Origin of the sequence: Dyella jiangningensis (genome assembly GCF_003264855.1) — a bacterium.
Taxonomy (GTDB): domain Bacteria; phylum Pseudomonadota; class Gammaproteobacteria; order Xanthomonadales; family Rhodanobacteraceae; genus Dyella; species Dyella jiangningensis_C.
Map to the genome: position 1 here is coordinate 2,197,163 of NZ_NFZS01000001.1, position 17,384 is coordinate 2,214,546.

The following is a 17,384-nucleotide window of genomic DNA, read 5'->3' on the forward strand; positions in this document are numbered from 1 at the left end:
CTTAAATTGGCATATAATGCCAATTATCTTTTAAACAGTGAATTTTCATGCCGGTCAAGCTCGACGCGACAGACAAGCGGATTCTGCGTGCCCTGCAGGACGACGGGCGGCTGCAGAACACCGATCTCGCACGCAAGGTGGGTTTGTCGCCGTCGCCGTGCCTCAGGCGCGTCCGCCTGCTGGAGGAGGCGGGCGTGATCGATCGCTACGTGACGATTCTCAACCCATCGATGGTCGGTGCCGGGTTGACGTTGTTCACGCGCGTCTGGCTGACGGCACAGGACGCCGAAACCATCGAGCATTTCATCGGTGCGATGAAACTGCTGCCGCAGGTGATGGAGTGCTACATCATGCTGGGCGAGAGCGATGCGCTGCTGCGCGTGGTGGTTTCCGACCTGGATGCGTACCGGCACTTCCAGTCCACGCATCTCACGCGCGCGAACGGCATCCAGAACGTGAAGACGGACATGCCGAGCCAGATCGTGAAGCAGACGTACGCGTTGCCTCTCTAGAGCGCCGTTGCGCCGGGTGATGATGGGGCGCGGCGCCAGTCGTCGCGCCAGGCCACGAAGCAGCGCTGCCCAAAAAGCCTATATACATCGGCACCCCTATCACTTAGGCCGGATGGGATTGGCGGCTGAGTCCGCATATATTTGCGCCTGTTGCCGCCCGCCCACTGGTCGTTGCGAATTCCCAAGCCTGGCGGCTTCGCTTGCCCATGCCTCGACGGACTCACGGGGAAGGGACGATGACTGTCATGCTAGGACAATCATCGGCGTTCCAGCGGCTGCGTGAACAGCTTCGCCGCTACGCCGAATGCGACATCCAGGTGCTGATCGAGGGGGAGACCGGCACCGGAAAGGAACTCGCCGCGCGGGAGATCCATTACGCCAGCGCACGGAGCGGGCGTCCCTTCGTACCCGTCAATTGCGGGGCGTTGCCGGACAACCTCATCGAGAACGAACTGTTCGGCCACGAACGCGGCGCGTACACCGATGCGCGTTGCGCGCAGCCAGGCCTGATCGACCACGCGCGCGGCGGCACGCTGTTCCTCGATGAAGTGGACACCTTGTCGAGCAAGGCGCAGGTCACCTTGCTGCGCTTCCTGGAAAACAACGAGTACCGCCCGGTGGGTGGCGGCCTCGCGCGCGTGTCGAATGCGCGGGTCATCGCCGCCACCAACAGTTGCCTGGAGGAAGAAGTGGCGGCGGGCCGCTTTCGCCGTGACCTGCAATACCGGCTCAACGCCCTGAATGTACGCATGCCACCGCTTCGCGAGCGCGACGGCGACGTACCGCTGTTGGCCGAACACTTTCTGGACGTGACGGCGCGCCGGCTCGAAGGGCGCTCCAAACAGTGGAGCGGGGACGCCATGCGCATTCTTTGTGCGCATGCTTGGCCCGGCAACGTGCGCGAGCTGGAGAACGTCGTGCTTCGCGCTTACATGCAGGCCGATGGCGACGTCATCGAAGCCTTCGCAGTGGCCGAACTGGTCGACGGTGCGTCGGCGCCTGTCGGCGAGCCCGCGCATGGTGATGACCGGTTTGGTTATCACGCGGCACGTCACCACGCGATCCACGTGTTCGAGCGCGGCTATCTGCTGGGATTGATGGAGCGCACGCAAGGCAACGTCACGGCGGCGGCACGCCTGTCCGGCACCGAGCGCCGGCAGCTTGGCAAGCTGCTCAAGAAGCACGGCATCGATACGCGTCGCTTCCGCACGCAGTCGTAGCTTTCCCGGCATCGAATGAATGACGCGCGCGTGTCCATCGCGTGCTCAAGGGTGTGCGTGACGTGGCTGACGCCTGGGTGTGCCCGGACCCATGCCGCGCACCAAACGGGTCATTTCCGACCCGGTTCGCCGAAGTATCGCCGCGTTGCTGCGGTTCTGCGCTGGCACGCGTGTTGCCAGCAGACCTCGTGCACGTGGAGGCACGGCATGGGTCATCGGCGAAGTGAGGACGAATCGGGGGGGCAGGAAGTGGAGCATGCCGTGCTTGCCTATCTGCATCGCCACCCGGATGCCGCCGACACGCTCGACGGCATCGTCAGCTGGTGGCTTCCGCAGCAGCGTTATGAAACCGAGCGCGAACGCATCGAGAGCGTGCTCAGCGTGCTGGTGGAGCGGGGCGAGCTGCGCTGCGATCGCCTTCCCGATGGCGCGGTGCTCTATGCGCTGAACCGAGCCGCCAGGCCGCCTTTGCATTGACTGCCACACCCGGCCCTTACCGAGGAAACACCCATGCCAGCCACACTGAGTTACCCAGGCGTCTACATCGAGGAGATTCCCAGTGGCGTCCGCACCATCACCGGCGTCGCGACCTCGATCACCGCCTTCATCGGCCGGGCAGCGAAAGGTCCCATCGACGCCGATCCGGATGGTCCCGTGCTGGTCAACAGCTATGGCGACTACGAGCGCAATTTCGGCGCGCTCGATCCGGCTTATCCGATGGGTTATGCCGTGCGCGATTTCTATCTGAATGGCGGAGCACAGGCGATCATCGTGCGGCTGTACGAGGGCGATGCGAGCAAGGCCAAGGCCAACTTCGACATCACGAACCTGACGCTTGAGGCGGCCTCCGCGGGAACCTGGGCCAACCCGTTGCGCGTACGCATCGATACCCAGGTGTCGGATGAGGTGGCGGCGCTGTATGGGCTGACGAAAGGCGACCTGTTCAACGTGACCGTGCGCGACATGACCAGCGGCGCGCAGGAATCGTTTCTCAACGTGTCCGCCAAAGACAGTCCGCGCCGCGTGGATCGCGTGCTGAAAGCGGGGTCGTCCTTGATCCGCGTGAAGGATGGCACGCTGACGAACGCGGTGCCGGCCGCAATGAGCGATGCGCCAACCGGCAAGACGGTGTGGGACCAGGATGGCAGTTCGGTCGGCGTCAAGAACAAGGGCGTGGACAGCCCCGCACTGCAGCCCGGCACCTATGAGGGCAACGCCGACGACAAGACCGGCATGTATGCGCTCAAGAAGGTGGACCTGTTCAACCTGCTGTGCATTCCGGCCGACACGCGCGGCGGCGACACCGATTCTGGCGTGTATCAGCAGGCCATGGCGTTCTGCGTCGATCGGCGTGCGCTGCTGATCGTGGATGCGCCAGCGGCGTGGTCGAGCGCGAATGCGATCACCGGCCAGAACAACAAGGCGCTGACCGACCTCAACCTCAACGGCACGGCTGCGCGCAATGCGGCGGTGTTCTTCCCGCGCGTGCTGGAATCCGATCCGGCACGACAAGGACAGATCGACACCTTCGTGCCCTGCGGCATCATCGCGGGCGTGATGGCACGCACCGATACGCAGCGCGGCGTGTGGAAGGCGCCGGCGGGACTGGACGCGGCACTCAATGGCATCCAGGGGCTCTCGGTGGTGCTCACGGATGGCGAGAACGGCCAGCTCAATCCCCTCGGCGTGAACTGCCTGCGCAGCTTCCCGGCCAGTGGCGCGGTGGTGTGGGGTTCGCGCACGCTGCGTGGCTCGGACCTGCTGGCGGACGACTACAAGTACATCCCGGTGCGTCGCCTCGCGCTCTACATCGAAGAGAGCCTGTTCCGCGGCACGCAGTGGGTGGTGTTCGAGCCCAACGACGATCCGCTGTGGGCACAGATACGACTCAACGTCGGCGCGTTCATGCACAACCTGTTCCGCCAGGGCGCGTTCCAGGGCAAGACCCCGCAGGACGCGTACTTCGTCAAGTGCGACAGCGAAACCACCACGCAGAACGACATCAACCTCGGCATCGTCAACATCGTGGTCGGTTTCGCGCCACTGAAGCCCGCCGAATTCGTGGTCATCCAGCTGCAGCAGATGGCCGGCCAGATCCAGACCTGAGGACAATGTCATGGCTCAGTTCAGCGTGAACGCGCAGCGCTTCGATCCCTACAAGAACTTCAAGTTCCGGGTGAAGTGGGACGGCCGCTATGTGGCGGGTGTCAGCAAGGTATCGGGCTTGAAGCGCACGACCGAAGTGGTGAAGCACCGCGAGGGTGGCGACCCGAGCAGCAGCCGGAAGTCGCCAGGGCGCACCGAGTACGACGCCATCACCATCGAGCGTGGCGTCACCCACGATCTGGAATTCGAAAAGTGGGCGAACAAGATCTGGAACTACGGCGCAGGGCTGGGCGCCGAAGTGTCGCTGAAGGATTTCCGCAAGGACCTGATCCTCGAGGTCTACAACGAGGCAGGCCAGCTTGCGCTGGCCTACAAGATCTACCGTTGCTGGGTGTCGGAATACCAGGCCATGCCGGACCTGGACGCCAACGCCAACGCGGTGGCCATCCAGCACATCAAGCTGGAGAACGAGGGCTGGGAACGCGACGTCGGCGTCCAGGAGCCCACCGAACCCAGCTTCACGGTGCCCGCGGGCTGAGCCATGCGCACGCCGACGGCCAGCGAGCTGTTGAACGTGTGGGAGCGCGCACTCGATGCGCCAGCCGCGGCGCGCGGCCTGTGGATGTTGCGGTTGACGGACGAGGCGCAGGACGAGAGCGCATGGCTGGATCTTCCGCTGGGGCGGCGTGACGCCCGGCTCTTGCAGTTGCACGCCAGGTTGTTCGGTCATGCACTGCAGGGCGTGGCGACGTGCCCGGCATGCCAGTCGACGGTGGAGTTGGCGCTCGACTGTGGGGCGCTTCAGCTGAGCGCGTGGGAGCAAGCGGGGATGGTCGGGCCTGTGCTGGAGCTCCATCCGACAGGGCGGGACATGGTGATCCGCTTCCGTCCGGTGAATTGCGCCGACCTGCTGGCGCTTCAGTCGTGCCGCGATGTCGCCGAGGCACGTGAGCAGTTGCTGGCCCGTTGCGTGATCGATGTCGACGGAAAAGAGCCCGCGGATGGCGCCGATCTTCCTCTCGACGTGCAAGCCGAACTGGCAGCGGCCATGGCGGCCGCCGACCCGCAGGCGGATCTCCAGCTCGATTGTGTCTGCCCGGAGTGCGCGCATCGGTGGCAGCCGCTCTTCGACATTGCGGCCTTCCTCTGGCAGGAGCTGCATGCATGGGCGCTGCGTCTCTTGCGTGACGTCGATACCTTGGCGCGCACGTACCACTGGCGCGAGTCCGACATCCTGGCGATGAGCCCGCGCCGCCGCCAGGCTTATCTGGAGCAATGCGCGTCGTGAGGGACTTTATCGACCGGGTGGCATCACGGGCCATGGGAAGCGAGGCCATGCTCGCGCCGCGGCTGCCCTCGCTGTTCGAGCCGGCGCAGCGGGATGTGGCGATGCCGGTGATGGAAACGCATGACACGGTGGCGGCCAAATCGGCGAACGGCTTCGCGAGCAATGAAGCGAGGCGTGCTCCAGCGGGTGAGGTGCTGCTGCGCTCCGTGCCGGACAGTACCCCGCCGCCTGTTCAACCCACGACTGTGCGTGAAGAGCTTGCGGCTCGTCATGCCGCTTCCGTTCGTCCTGCCCTGGCGCGCGGTGAAACGGAGACACACCGACAGGCAGTGCGTCCGACGAAACTGTCCGGCAACGCCGACGCTGCTCACGCAGTCGTGGAGAGCCGCGTGCGTCACGAGCACGTGCATCAGCACGTCACGCCAGCGGTACGCGACGCCGGTGACGGGGCGTTGCTTCCACCCCGGGGTGCCGTGTTTTCGGCGCAGCCGATGGGGCGCGATCGCCAGGGCGGCGAGGCAGTGCGACAGCAGACGCGCGCGGATCGCCATGCGGACGGCATGGAGCATGAGCCCGTCGTGCACGTGAGCATCGGGCGCCTCGAAGTACGAGCGGGTCCGGTGCCTGCGACGGCATCGCGCCATCAGGATGCACCTCGCCGCAACGCCTTCGATGACTACCTGCGCGAGCGCGGCAAGGCCCCGTCATGAGCAACGTACTGGCCATCGCCGCCGCCACGCGCACGCTGCGCAACCTGCTGCTGACGCAGATGCCTGCGCTGGACAACGAGCTGAGCGATCTCGAAGTGACGCTGCAGCCGCCGGATATCGCGCGCAAGGGCATCAGCAAGGCGCAGCTCAACGTCTTCCTCTACCAGGTGGTGTTCAACGCCGCGTGGCGAAACATGGACATGCCGGGCCGCACGCGGCCGGGTGAAACCGCGCAGCCGGCGCTGGCGTTGAACCTGCATTACCTGCTGACCGCCTGGGGGCGTGGCGACACGGACAGTGATGCCATCAGCCATCGCGTGCTGGCCGCCGCGATGAGCACGCTGCACGACCGCGCCGTGCTCGATGGCAACGACATCCGCAATGCCTTGCCCGACAACGATCTCGCCGACCAGATCGAACGGGTGCGCTTCACGCCGCTGCCGCAGAGCGTGGACGACATCTCCAAGTTGTGGACCGCCTTCCAGACCAACTACCGCGTGTCGTCCGCGTACGAGGCGACCGTGGTGCTGATCGACAGCCAGGCGCCGGCCCGAGCCAGCCTGCCGGTGCTCAAGCGCGGTGCGCAGGATCGCGGTGTGATCGACGTGCCGTCCACGGCGCCTACGTTGTCCTCGCTGGCGCTGCCACACCAGCAGTCCGCGGCGCGGCTCGGCGACGACCTGGTGCTGGGTGGCAGCCAGCTCACCGCCATGAATGCCGTGGTCCGGTTCGAAAGCCTGCGGCTGGATGCGCCCGTCGACGTGGCGCCGGTGGCGGGCGATGTGGCCGGCACGCTGCGCGTGCACCTTGCCGATCCCGTGCAGGACGCCGACGCTCCCACGCGCTGGACGCCCGGGATCTACACGCTTTCGCTGCTGGTGCAGTCGCCGGACTTGCCCGCGCTGATCAGCAACGAAATTCCGTTGGCACTGGCGCCCGTCATCACGGTGAGCCCGCTGACGGCCCCCGCAGGTACCGTCGATCTCACGGTGACGTGCATGCCGCGATTGCGCGACGGGCAGCGCGTCTTCCTCGTGTTCGGCGATCAGCTCGTGGTGCCGACGACCGTCACGCAACCAGGCGACCTGCATCAACCCAGCTCGCTTGCATTCAAGGTGGCGGGCGTCGCCAAGGGCACCTACACCGTGCGGCTTCGCGTGGATGGCGCGGACAGCATTCCGGTCGACTTCAGCGGCAGCGTGCCGGCGTTCGATGGCAACCAGCAGGTGGTGGTGTCATGAGCGACTACGCCGAGTGGCTGAGCGCGAACGACCAATACCTCGCCACCGCACTGGCGGACATCCGGCAGCGCCTGCAGCGCGCCGCGGCATCGCAGAAGGCGTCGCCCTCGGAGGCGCGTACCGTGGATGCCTCGGCACCGGTCGCCATGTCGCCGCCGGTGGCTGCACCCGCCGTCGCTCCCCGGCATGCCGGCTGGTTGTCCCGCATGTTCGGTGAACACGCGACGGAAGCGATCACCCCGGCACCCCTGCCTGCGCCGGCCGCGCAGGACGGTCCGCCGGAGCAGTCGTCCATGTCGTTCGAGGTGCCGGAAGAGACGCCGACTTCCGGCGCGGCCTCGCCCGCACCGCCGCCGGCCAGCCAGCCGATCTCCGCCTTGCAGCTGCTGGCGCAGCAGTTGGGCCTTTCCGACTTCGAGCGCAGCGTGCTGCTGCTGTGCATCGGCATGGAGCTGGATACGCGCATGCCGGGCCTGTGCGCCCAGGCCCAGCACGACGCGAACAAACCGTGGCCCACGTTCGCACTGGCGTTTGCCGTGCTCGATCAGCCGAGCTGGGACGCTTTGTCGCCCGAGCGGCCGCTGCGCTACTGGCGCCTGCTCGACATCCATCAACCGGGGCCGCAGCCGCTGATCGGTGCGGCGCTCAGCGCGGACGAGCGCATCGTCAACTTCGTCAAGGGCATGAACTACCTGGACGATCGCCTGACGCCCTTGCTCACGCCGCTGGCTCCGCTGTCACTGCCGCCGTCGCAGCAGGCCGTGGCCGATCGCATCATCGATGGCCTGCGCCATGTGCCACCCGGGGATGCGTTGCCCGTGGTGCAACTGGTGGGCGCCGACAGCGCGAGCAAGCAGGCCATGGCGCAGGTGGTGGCCATGGCGTTCGGCGCGCAGGCTTTCCGGCTGTCGGCCGAACTGCTGCCCACGGCGCTGGCCGAGCAGGAAAACCTGATCCGGCTTTGGCAGCGCGAGTGCCGACTGATGCCGGTGGCGCTGTATGTCGATGCCGCCGATATCGACCACGCCGATGCAGGTGCGGCTGCGGTGAAGCGCTTCATGGCACGCGCAGGCGGCCTCACCTTCATCGATACGCGCGAGCCGTGGAGCAGCAGTGCCGTGCCGATGGTCAGTGCCGACATCGCCAAGCCGACGTCCGTGGAGCAGCGCTCGGCGTGGCAGCGCCTGCTGGGCGAAGGCTCCGAGCAGCATGCCCAGCAGCTGGCCGGACATTTCGACTTCAATCTCGGCAAGATCGGGCAGGTGGCGCACGCGGCGCTTGCCGCCACGGAAAAGGACGCGACTGCGCTGGGTGACACCCTCTGGCACGGCGCGCTGGCCCGCACGCGCCCTTCGTTGGACCAGCTGGCCCAGCACATCGTGCCCAAGGCGAGCTGGGACGACCTCAAGCTGCCGGAAGTCGAAAAGAACCTGCTGCACCAGATCGCCGACCAGGTGTCGCAGCGCGGCACCGTCTACGACGACTGGGGCTTCCGCGAACGCATGAATCGCGGTCTTTCGATCACCGCGCTGTTCGCGGGCGAAAGCGGCACGGGCAAGACGATGGCGGCGGAAGTCATCGCCAATGCGCTGGGCCTGTCGTTGTACCGCATCGATCTTTCGGCGGTGGTCAGCAAGTACATCGGCGAAACGGAAAAGAACCTGCGCAAGCTGTTCGACGCGGCGGAAGAGGGTGGCTGCATCCTGTTCTTCGACGAAGCCGATGCGTTGTTCGGCCGGCGCAGCGAAGTGAAGGACAGCCACGACCGCTACGCCAACATCGAGGTGAACTACCTGCTGCAACGCCTGGAGAACTTCCACGGCCTGGCCATCCTTGCCACCAACATGAAGAACGCGCTCGACAGCGCTTTCCTGCGACGGATCCGCTTCGTGGTGAACTTCCCGTTTCCCAATGTCGCCGAGCGCGAAGCCATCTGGCGCTCGGTGTTTCCCGCCAAGGCGGCGGTCGGCCCACTGGATGTCGCCTTGCTTGCCAAACTGGCGCTCACGGGCGGAAGCATCCAGGGCATCGCGTTGAATGCCGCCTTCCTCGCCGCCAAGGCCGGCGTGCAGATCACCATGCCGCTGATTCTCGACGCCGCCCGCGCGGAATTCCGCAAGCTGGACAAGCCCGTCAACGAGGCGGACTTCCGCTGGCTGGAAACAGCGGGAGGAAAACCATGAGCATCGAACTGCACATCGAGCGCCTGGTCATCGACGAGGCGGTACTCGGTGGCGAACGGGCGAGCAGCGTGCGTGTCGCACTGGAGCGTGAACTGACGCAAGCGCTGTCGCATCCGGGCGCCATCCGTGCATTGTCAGGCATGGGCTCCGTGACGTCCCTGCCGGCCTGCGGAATGCCCGATGCGAAGCATGTGGGCACCAGCCTGGGCGAACGCATTGCAGCCGCGGTGGGAAAGGGGCTTGGCGCGGGTGCCGTAGCGCCTGCGAGCGATCGAACAGCGCGACCGGGAGGACGTCATGGCTGAACGCACGGCTGTCGCCGGTGCTGCCAGGTCGCCCGTCGTGACGGCCGCGCGGATGCTGCAGCGTAAGTGTCGTTGCGGCACCCACAGCCATGGCCATGCCGAATGCGGGGAATGCGCAAGGAAGCGGGGCGGTCTGCAACGCAAGCTTGCCATCGGCGCGAGTCACGATCCGCTCGAAGTCGAGGCGGATCGCGTGGCCTCGCAGGTGATGACGGGGGCGGCGCCGACCGGTATCGGAGCCGCGGGGCCGCGAATCCAGCGTGCCAGTGGCGGGGATGGCAGTGCAGGGCAGGAGGCGCCGGGCAGCGTCGGTGAGGTGCTTTCCTCGCCCGGCGAGCCCATGCCGGGCGATCTCCGCAGCGACATGGAATCGCGTTTCAGGCATGACTTCAGCGCAGTGCGCCTGCACACCGGAGGCGCGGCCGCACGGTCGGCTCGCGATGTCGATGCCAGCGCCTACACCGCGGGCAGCCACATCGTATGGGGTTCGAGTGCTTCCTCGCTGCAGACGCCGTCCGGCCGCCTGCTGTTGGCGCACGAGCTGACCCACGTCGTGCAGCAGTCGGCGGCCAACGTGATCCGTCGCTGCATCAATCCCAAGAAGAACGACCCCATCTACGACTCGGTTGCGAATTCCATCCGCAACACGCCCGACTTCAAGACCCTGGATCCACCGGACAAGGCCGAGGCGGAAGGCATCATTACCGACGCCAAGAAGAAGGCGGGTTGCCTTTACTACATCGGCGAGCTGTTTGCGCTGTTCACCACGAAGGACAAGCCACCGGCAGCGATCGCCAAGGAAACGCAGGCAGCCACCGTGGTGGCCGCCAGCACCGAGAAGGCACGCGTCGCCAAGCCCGCCGAGGCGAAGAACCTCAATGTGGAGGAAAAGGCATCGGCCGATCCTGCGCGAAAGTACGTCAAGATCAAAGGCAAGTTCGGCGGTGGAACGTATGAGGTCGACAACCGCGACCCGAAGAACATCGTCGTTCGGGCGAAGGTGTTCCTGAAGGCGGCCGGAAGCGGCACCGCGGCGGACGTGGCCAACATCACGTCGATGGAAGACGCCATCGAGAAGGCTGCCTCACGTCCCGGGTTCATCGTCGACATCAGTTTCGTCAATGCGCCTGACGCAGACACGTTCACGGCCGAAGTGGACCCGTCGAGATGGGAAGTCGCGACGAACTGGTCCGGCGGCGATCCGACCGGGTTCGCCCACGAGCTGCTGCACATGTTCGCCTACGAGCTCGATCGCTACGACTACATCCAGTCCCATGCGCGCAACGCCTCGATGCTCGTGAAAGAACGCGTTCATTGGTTTGCCATGCAGCTGACCAAGCCTGCCGGTTTCGACAACCCGGCGTCCCTGATGGGTGAAGGCCAGCATCCGTTGAACGATGACGCATGCCGTGTCGCGGGGCTGGACGTCGCCACCTGCGTTGCCGCGCGCCAGAAGCCATGAAACGGACCACGAAGGCCATGTGAGGACACGTGCAGAAGCAGACCGCCCGCCACCTGATGCATGTCGCACCGCCGTCCTCCGGTCATGTGCTGCAGCGCAAGTGTGCCTGCGGGAATCATGCACCGGGTGGTGGCGAGTGCGAGCAGTGCAAGAAGCGGGTGCAGCGCAAGGGTGAAGGCGCCGCTGGGCCCACCCTGGCGCCGGGCATCGTGAGCGACGTGCTGGCGGGTACCGGCCGGCCGCTTGATGGAGCAACGCGTGGAAGGATGGAGCAGCGCTTCAGTCATGACTTCAGTGGCGTGCGCATACATTCCGACTCGCAGGCCGCGCGGTCCGCCCAGGCGGTGGGCGCTCTTGCGTATACCGTCGGGCAGCACATCGTGTTTGGGGAGGGGCGATTTGCACCGCAGTCGGGCGCGGGTCAACGGCTGCTGGCCCATGAGTTGACCCACACCATCCAGCAACGCACGGCACCGGCATCGTTGAATCCGCGATTGAGCGTCGGGGCCAGCGATACGGCGGAAGAGGTCGAGGCCGATCGCGTGGCCGATCATGTGATGTCGGGCAGAAAGATTCCTGCCATTGGTGCGGGCGCCATACCGTTGCTGCGGCGCCAGACGCTGCCTGATGGCGGCGGTGACGCGGACGCCAAGTCCGAGCCGGACTTCAGCCAGCCGCAGAAGCGTGGCGCGCAAGGGCGGGCCGCGTCGGTCGATGCCGGCAAGCGCGGCGACGATGAGGTGAAGATTCGCATCATCCGCTATCTGTGTGCCTGCAGGGGGCGCAATGTCACTCGTACCAGTGCGTCGGCACAGCTACAGCCCAATCCCGGCGTAACGCTGGAAATCTGCAATGGGCAGGTGACTGCGCGCGTGACGGGAGACATCGTGCCCAGCACCGCTACCACCGGCACGGCCAAGGTGGGCGTGGACGTCAACGTCGCGGGCAAGGCGAATGTCGGGGTTCAGGGGCAGATCCAAAACACCGGTAATGAGCCGCAGGTGGGCCCGTCGGCCGACGTGCGTGTGAAGCTACCGAACGGTGGGCAGATCGGAGCGAGCGGCGGCGCACTTAGGGGTACGCAGTCTGGCAAGTGGAGCGGCCAGGGCGGCATTGGCTATCAAACGCCTGGTGGGACGACTGTCGGTGGACAGGTTTCGGCCCAACAAGGAGGTCCCGTCGTCGTCACAGGGGGCCTGAACATACCTCTTGGTGGCCAGAACGTGAGCAACAAGACCTGTCGCGAGTGCTATTGCCCGCTTTCGTACCAGTGCTATGCAGACGTCGTGCCGCGCGATTACGACACGCCGACCACGTACGACGTCGAGCAGCGCGGTCGGCTTCGCTATTACTTCAGCCTCGACAAGGCCGATGACACCACCGATCCGACGCTCAAGGGCGAATCGACCAGGACGCTGGACGAGGTAGCAAAACAGGTGGCTGCCGGAAGCAAGGTTCGCTCGATCACGGGCTATGCCTCGCCGGAGGACAATCGCGAGAAGCCCGAGCCGAACCAGAAGCTCTCGATGGATCGTGCGAAGCGCCTGCATGACCTGCTCGGCGCGCGCCTCGGGGCGAGCGCTTCGCTTCCTTCTCCCGCCGCCGGCGGCGAACTGCTGGGGCGCGCGCCGACGATCGCGCCGGGCAGCAGCCTTGCGCAGGCCATGCTGGATGCAGGCTTTGGTGACCCGGAAGACGTCACGCAGTTCCTCGTCGGCAGCGATATCCCCAACCCCAAGTTGGCCGATCAGTTCCTCGGGCTGCTCGATCGCGTGACCGAGCCTGCCGACAGGCTGAAGCTCTTTGGCGTGGGGGCTGATTCACCGGCGGCCCCCAAGCTGCTGGCCGCCATCGAGCTGTTCCGCAAGAACCGCGGACGCGGCCGCAGGCCGTGGGAAGGCATCTTCGGCTTCCTGCGTTACGCGACGGTGGAGCTCAGTACCACGCACAAGGAGGCGGGGACAGAGCATCACCGCACGACGGGCTCGTTGACGCCGATGGCCGAGGCCGTATGCAAGCCCTACGCGATCAAGGCAGAGGCGACGAACAGTTTTGGTCCCGCCGAGCGAGAGCCTGACAAGAACGTCGACTGTCCGAGCGAACCCGCCAATCTTCCCGAGACCGACAAACAATGCCATTACGACTGAGCCATTGCGTTCCAGTGGTACGTGCGCTGGATCGTTTCGACGGCGGTGCATGGCGGAGCCGGCCATGAGCGCGTACGTGCATCACAGGCCATACCGGCCATGGGCGCCGCCTGTATCGACCCGCGTTTCCGGCACGCGTGGGTCATGCAGCTGTGGCAAGCATGCGAACGCCTGCCCACGGTGTCGCGAGAGCAAGGACTCGCGCGCCGCGCCATGGCCCGGCGCTGTCCATGGCGTGCCCGCGCATGACTTCAGCCGGTTGCCGCTGTTCGGTGCGCGCGAAGCCAGCAATGGGCAGGGTGATGACGAAGGCGTGGAATCGGTCGACGGTCCGTCACCGGTCGGCTCCGGCAGCAACGCGCAACCCGCGCCGCCGCGTCCGCGCCCCACCGGCACCAAGGTGGATGCGACCACCAGCTACACGCAGGCCGCGTTGCAGGCCGGGTATCTGTCGGGGCTGGGCATCGTGGCGCGGATGCAGGTGCTGCCCGACAGCACGACGTGGGATGGCAACGAAGTCGTCGAGTCGCTGCAGCAGGTGTCCTCGACATGCCCGGACACGCTCACGCGACCGGGGCCGTGCAACGGCCATTCGCACTTCCCGATCGGCGCGAAACTGCGCGCTCGCGGCGTGCGGCCGGAGCTTCCGGCGACGCGCAATCGCTTCTACGACATCCACACCTCGCAATCGGAGGACGTGAGCTTCCTGCACGACGCCACGCGCAATCCCAAGGGTATCGATTCGTGCGAATCGGTGTGCCGACAGGACTATTCGTATGACGGCGTGGTGATCGGTTCGCACAGCATTCGCCGCCAGTTCCGCAAGGGAAAGTTGAACAACCACGACGTCACCATCATCGACGTGACGAAGACGGACCTCGCCCCCGCAGCTGCCGGCAATCAGCAGCAAGGCAACCCCGGAAGCGGCGGTGGCAGCGGTTCGCCTCCACCCGGCGGCGGAGGAAAACCATGAGCAGCTTCCCCGGCTCGCCGCGCATCCTCAAGGGCGGCATCGTGCTGATCGATCCCGACAGTTCGGCGGTGCTGCGCGTGATCGCGCTGCAGTACAACCCCGATTCCATCACGCGATCGCTGCAGGTGCAGGCGATGGGCGCGGGCGGCGATCGATCCGAAGTGTTGCGGCTGAAAGGCCCGCCGGTGGAGACGATCAAGCTGGAGGCCGAGATCGATGCGGCGGACCAGCTGGAATTTCCCGAGCGGAACCCGGTGGCGACGCAAGCGGGCGTGTTTGCGCAGCTCGCCGCGCTGGAAACGATGATCTATCCCACCAGCGCGCAGTTGAACGCGAACGATGCGCTGGCGCAGATCGGTACGCTCGAAATCATCCCGATGGAAACGCCGCTGGCCCTGTTCGTATGGAGCCAGACGCGCATCCTTCCCGTGCGCGTGACGGAACTGAGCATCACCGAGGAAGCCTTCGACACCGCGCTCAACCCGATACGCGCCAAGATCAGCCTCGGGCTGCGCGTGCTCTCGGTGGATGACGTGCCGACCGGCCACAAGGCCGCCAGCCTGTTCATGAGCTACCTGCAGCGCAAGGAACAGCTGGCGAAAGCGGCGCCCGCCATGCCGCTGTCCGCATTGGGCCTGACAGGAGTGCCGTGATGGCCACGAACTTCCCTCCCACCAGTCGCTACGCGTTGACGCCGACCTGCACCTACATTCGCGCCGACGGCACGCCTATCGCCTACCTCAAGCGCCGCATGGTGCCTACGCCCGAGAACTTCGCACTGCTGCAGTGGCATCGCGTCACGCAGGGCGAGCGGCTGGACAACATCACGGCGAAGTATCTCGGCGATCCGGAACAGTTCTGGCGGCTGTGCGATGCGAATCGTGTACTGCGTCCAGAGGAACTCACCGAAACCATAGGGCGGCGCATCGCCATCACCTTGCCTGAAGGCATTCCGGGGGCGCCGCATGCCTAAGGCCACGCTGACCAAATATCGCCAGCGTCACCCGTCCTGTCTGTGCGCAGGCCGCAGGACCGGTGGCGAAGGCAGACTGGCTGTCTGTCGAGACGGCGGGCCGAAGGCCTGCGCACAGACAGGACGGGCCCCAACGCTAGAAGGTTCAAACGACGGGGTGTCCTCTGAAAGGCTGGCACGCCGCGCCGCGCGGCTTGCCAAGACCGCCAGTCTTCCCTGCACCGCGCAACGCGGCGTGCCAGCCTTTCAGAGGGCATGACGATGGCGATATTTGGTCAGCGTGGCCTTGGGGGCGTGCACCTGACGCTGATGGTCGGGCCGGTGGTGCCGATTCCGGTGCCGCAGATCGTGCTCGACGCACTCACGCAGGTGGAGGTGGTGCAGCCCGACGAAGCGGCCGGTGCATTCACGCTGCAGTTCACGCTGAGCGTGCAGTCGCCGCTGCATACCTTGTTCCTGCTGAGCGGTGGCGGCGTGGTGCCACTGTTGCGCGTGATCCTGATCGCCACCATCAACGGCATGCCGCAGGTGCTGATCGACGGCGTGGTCAACAGGACCACGGTGGCGCCTGGCTCCGACCAGCGCCATACCAGCCTGCACGTGATGGGCGACGACCTGACCGCGGTGATGCAGAAGCTGGAGTTCTCCGGGCTGCCGGGCACGCCGTACCCGGCCATGCCTGCCGAGGCGATCGTCGCGTTGCTGCTGGCGAAGTACGCCTTCCTGGGCGTGGTGCCGCTGATCATTCCCAGCATCGCGATCGACGTGCCTATCCCCACTGATCGCATTCCCACCCAGCAGGGCAGCGACCTCGAATACATCCGCATGCTCGCCGAGCGCGTGGGCTATGTGTTCTACATCGAGCCGGGGCCGGCGCCGGGCATGAGCACGGCGTACTGGGGGCCGAAGATCAAGGTGGGCGTGCCGCAGCCGGCGCTCAATGCCGACATGGATGCAGGCAGCAATGTGGAAAGCCTCAACTTCAGCTACAACGGCGATGCACGCAGCCTGCCGCTGGTGTACATCCAGAATCAGCAGACCAAGGTGCCGTTGCCGCTGCCGATTCCGGACATCGGCCCGCTCAATCCGCCGCTCGGACTCATCGATCCGCCACCGCAACGCCTGCGACCGCTGCCCGAAACGGCGAAATACTCGCCAACGCGCGCGATGTTGCTCGGCATGGCCGAAGCGGCGAAATCGGCGGATACGGTGACGGGGCAGGGCAGCCTCGACGTGACCCGCTATGGCCAGATCTTGAAATCGCGCCAGCTGGTCGGCGTTCGTGGTGTAGGGCCGGCGTTCGACGGGCTGCATTACGTGACGGAAGTGCGCCATTCCATCAAGCGCGGGGAGTACAAGCAGAGCTTCAGCCTCTCGCGCAAAGGGCTCATCTCCACCTTGCCACTGGTGCCGCCATGAGCAAGTACTACGGCAAATACCGCGGCACGGTGATCCAGAACGTCGATCCGGAACAGCTGGGTCGCATCCAGGCGATGGTGCCTGACGTGTCCGGCCTGCTTCCGTCGAGTTGGGCGATGCCCTGCGTGCCGATCGCCGGCAAGCAGAGTGGCGTCTACGTGGTGCCGCAGATCGGCGCGGGCGTGTGGATCGAGTTCGAGCAGGGTGATCCGGACTACCCGATCTGGAGCGGCGGCTACTGGGGCGTGGCGGCGGAAGTACCGGCGCTTGCGCTGGCCGGCAACCCGGCCAGCCCGAGCATCGTGCTCGGTTCCATCCTGCAGAACACGCTGTGCATCAGCGATGTGCCGGGGCCCACGGGCGGCATCATGATCAAGAGCACCACGGGCGCCATGATCGTCGTGAACGACGTGGGCATCACCATCTCCAACGGCAAGGGCGCCACCATCGTGCTGGCCGGTCCCACCGTGACCATCAACAACGGCGCGCTGGTCGTGACGTAGGAAGATCACCGATGCCAGGATTCCTCCTTCATGTCGGTGCGACGGTCCTGTGTTCCCACGCGGGGCAGGCCCAGGCGATGACGCCGAATCCACGGGTGGCGGTGAGCGGACAGCCCACGGTCACCCTTGCCGGCCCCTGGGTCGTCGCCGGTTGCGCATTGCCACCGCCACCGGCGGCGAACGGGCCGTGCGTGACGGCACAGTTCGTGACCGCCGCGACGCGCGTCACGTCGAACGGACAGCCGTTGCTCTGTTTCGACAGCCAGGCCATCTGCGCGCCCACGGGCACGCCGCTGCTCATCGTCGCCAGCCAGATGCGCGCCAGCGCCATGTGAGGACGTC

Annotated in this window: 18 protein-coding genes; all 18 read left to right on the top strand. The window is 65.9% G+C overall.

Going from position 1 to position 17,384, the window contains the following annotated elements:
* Nucleotides 1-47: 47 nt before the first annotated feature.
* The 18 genes from CA260_RS09835 to CA260_RS09920 all read left to right on the top strand — a co-directional run bounded on the left by CA260_RS09835 (nt 48) and on the right by CA260_RS09920 (nt 17,377).
* Complete coding sequence (locus tag CA260_RS09835) at nt 48-512, top strand: Lrp/AsnC family transcriptional regulator (RefSeq protein ID WP_111982604.1); 465 nt, start codon at nt 48-50, stop codon at nt 510-512.
* Between the two features lie 236 nt (nt 513-748).
* Nucleotides 749-1,732: a sigma 54-interacting transcriptional regulator gene (locus CA260_RS09840; RefSeq protein WP_238149666.1), complete on the top strand. Its 984-nt coding sequence runs from the start codon at nt 749-751 to the stop codon at nt 1,730-1,732.
* 207 nt (nt 1,733-1,939) lie between these two features.
* Nucleotides 1,940-2,209, top strand: a complete 270-nt coding sequence (locus CA260_RS09845; protein WP_111982608.1) for a hypothetical protein — start codon at nt 1,940-1,942, stop codon at nt 2,207-2,209.
* Nucleotides 2,210-2,242: 33 nt separating this feature from the next.
* Entirely contained in the window at nt 2,243-3,838 is a 1,596-nt protein-coding gene (locus CA260_RS09850) for a phage tail sheath family protein (RefSeq protein WP_111982610.1), read from the top strand.
* A gap of 10 nt (nt 3,839-3,848) precedes the next feature.
* On the top strand, nt 3,849-4,376 hold the full coding sequence (locus tag CA260_RS09855; protein ID WP_111982612.1) for a phage tail protein: 528 nt from the start codon (nt 3,849-3,851) through the stop codon (nt 4,374-4,376).
* 3 nt (nt 4,377-4,379) lie between these two features.
* Nucleotides 4,380-5,126, top strand: a complete 747-nt coding sequence (locus CA260_RS09860) for a hypothetical protein (RefSeq protein WP_111982614.1) — start codon at nt 4,380-4,382, stop codon at nt 5,124-5,126.
* Nucleotides 5,114-5,836 carry a hypothetical protein gene (locus CA260_RS09865; protein WP_146745308.1) on the top strand — a complete coding sequence of 241 codons (723 nt, stop codon included), beginning with the start codon at nt 5,114-5,116 and terminating at the stop codon, nt 5,834-5,836. The genes CA260_RS09860 and CA260_RS09865 overlap by 13 nt, the downstream gene beginning before the upstream one ends.
* Nucleotides 5,833-7,077 (top strand): DUF4255 domain-containing protein, encoded by a 1,245-nt coding sequence (locus CA260_RS09870; RefSeq protein ID WP_111982618.1) that lies wholly within the window; start codon nt 5,833-5,835, stop codon nt 7,075-7,077. Before CA260_RS09865 ends, CA260_RS09870 begins: the two co-directional genes overlap by 4 nt.
* Nucleotides 7,074-9,260 (top strand): ATP-binding protein, encoded by a 2,187-nt coding sequence (locus CA260_RS09875; RefSeq protein WP_111982620.1) that lies wholly within the window; start codon nt 7,074-7,076, stop codon nt 9,258-9,260. The genes CA260_RS09870 and CA260_RS09875 overlap by 4 nt, the downstream gene beginning before the upstream one ends.
* Nucleotides 9,257-9,565, top strand: coding sequence for a hypothetical protein (locus tag CA260_RS09880; RefSeq protein WP_111982622.1), 309 nt, complete (start codon nt 9,257-9,259; stop codon nt 9,563-9,565). Before CA260_RS09875 ends, CA260_RS09880 begins: the two co-directional genes overlap by 4 nt.
* The gene (locus CA260_RS09885; RefSeq protein ID WP_111982624.1) at nt 9,558-11,027 is read left to right on the top strand and encodes a DUF4157 domain-containing protein; all 1,470 of its coding nucleotides are present in this window, start codon (nt 9,558-9,560) and stop codon (nt 11,025-11,027) included. Before CA260_RS09880 ends, CA260_RS09885 begins: the two co-directional genes overlap by 8 nt.
* Nucleotides 11,028-11,236: 209 nt before the next feature.
* Nucleotides 11,237-13,174, top strand: coding sequence for an eCIS core domain-containing protein (locus CA260_RS09890; protein ID WP_202864049.1), 1,938 nt, complete (start codon nt 11,237-11,239; stop codon nt 13,172-13,174).
* 235 nt (nt 13,175-13,409) lie between these two features.
* On the top strand, nt 13,410-14,147 hold the full coding sequence (locus CA260_RS09895; protein ID WP_146745309.1) for a hypothetical protein: 738 nt from the start codon (nt 13,410-13,412) through the stop codon (nt 14,145-14,147).
* Nucleotides 14,144-14,800 carry a hypothetical protein gene (locus tag CA260_RS09900; protein WP_111982628.1) on the top strand — a complete coding sequence of 219 codons (657 nt, stop codon included), beginning with the start codon at nt 14,144-14,146 and terminating at the stop codon, nt 14,798-14,800. Before CA260_RS09895 ends, CA260_RS09900 begins: the two co-directional genes overlap by 4 nt.
* On the top strand, nt 14,800-15,120 hold the full coding sequence (locus CA260_RS09905; protein WP_111982630.1) for a LysM domain-containing protein: 321 nt from the start codon (nt 14,800-14,802) through the stop codon (nt 15,118-15,120). Before CA260_RS09900 ends, CA260_RS09905 begins: the two co-directional genes overlap by 1 nt.
* Before the next feature lie 261 nt (nt 15,121-15,381).
* A complete protein-coding gene (locus tag CA260_RS09910) occupies nt 15,382-16,539 on the top strand; it encodes a hypothetical protein (RefSeq protein ID WP_111983091.1) in 1,158 nt (385 codons plus the stop codon).
* Nucleotides 16,536-17,042, top strand: a complete 507-nt coding sequence (locus CA260_RS09915) for a phage baseplate assembly protein V (RefSeq protein ID WP_111982632.1) — start codon at nt 16,536-16,538, stop codon at nt 17,040-17,042. Before CA260_RS09910 ends, CA260_RS09915 begins: the two co-directional genes overlap by 4 nt.
* A gap of 11 nt (nt 17,043-17,053) precedes the next feature.
* Nucleotides 17,054-17,377 (top strand): hypothetical protein, encoded by a 324-nt coding sequence (locus CA260_RS09920; RefSeq protein ID WP_111982634.1) that lies wholly within the window; start codon nt 17,054-17,056, stop codon nt 17,375-17,377.
* Nucleotides 17,378-17,384 lie beyond the last annotated feature (7 nt).

Excerpts from the sequence above, each read along its gene's own strand:
- CA260_RS09885 (WP_111982624.1), top strand. The coding sequence starts at position 9,558 with ATGGCTGAACGCACGGCTGTCGCCGGTGCTGCCAGGTCGCCCGTCGTG.
- CA260_RS09905 (WP_111982630.1), top strand. The coding sequence starts at position 14,800 with ATGGCCACGAACTTCCCTCCCACCAGTCGCTACGCGTTGACGCCGACC.
- CA260_RS09860 (WP_111982614.1), top strand. The coding sequence starts at position 4,380 with ATGCGCACGCCGACGGCCAGCGAGCTGTTGAACGTGTGGGAGCGCGCA.
- CA260_RS09870 (WP_111982618.1), top strand. The coding sequence starts at position 5,833 with ATGAGCAACGTACTGGCCATCGCCGCCGCCACGCGCACGCTGCGCAAC.
- CA260_RS09880 (WP_111982622.1), top strand. The coding sequence starts at position 9,257 with ATGAGCATCGAACTGCACATCGAGCGCCTGGTCATCGACGAGGCGGTA.
- CA260_RS09845 (WP_111982608.1), top strand. The coding sequence starts at position 1,940 with ATGGGTCATCGGCGAAGTGAGGACGAATCGGGGGGGCAGGAAGTGGAG.
- CA260_RS09910 (WP_111983091.1), top strand. The coding sequence starts at position 15,382 with ATGGCGATATTTGGTCAGCGTGGCCTTGGGGGCGTGCACCTGACGCTG.
- CA260_RS09835 (WP_111982604.1), top strand. The coding sequence starts at position 48 with ATGCCGGTCAAGCTCGACGCGACAGACAAGCGGATTCTGCGTGCCCTG.
- CA260_RS09900 (WP_111982628.1), top strand. The coding sequence starts at position 14,144 with ATGAGCAGCTTCCCCGGCTCGCCGCGCATCCTCAAGGGCGGCATCGTG.
- CA260_RS09875 (WP_111982620.1), top strand. The coding sequence starts at position 7,074 with ATGAGCGACTACGCCGAGTGGCTGAGCGCGAACGACCAATACCTCGCC.
- CA260_RS09920 (WP_111982634.1), top strand. The coding sequence starts at position 17,054 with ATGCCAGGATTCCTCCTTCATGTCGGTGCGACGGTCCTGTGTTCCCAC.
- CA260_RS09865 (WP_146745308.1), top strand. The coding sequence starts at position 5,114 with ATGCGCGTCGTGAGGGACTTTATCGACCGGGTGGCATCACGGGCCATG.
- CA260_RS09915 (WP_111982632.1), top strand. The coding sequence starts at position 16,536 with ATGAGCAAGTACTACGGCAAATACCGCGGCACGGTGATCCAGAACGTC.
- CA260_RS09840 (WP_238149666.1), top strand. The coding sequence starts at position 749 with ATGACTGTCATGCTAGGACAATCATCGGCGTTCCAGCGGCTGCGTGAA.
- CA260_RS09850 (WP_111982610.1), top strand. The coding sequence starts at position 2,243 with ATGCCAGCCACACTGAGTTACCCAGGCGTCTACATCGAGGAGATTCCC.
- CA260_RS09855 (WP_111982612.1), top strand. The coding sequence starts at position 3,849 with ATGGCTCAGTTCAGCGTGAACGCGCAGCGCTTCGATCCCTACAAGAAC.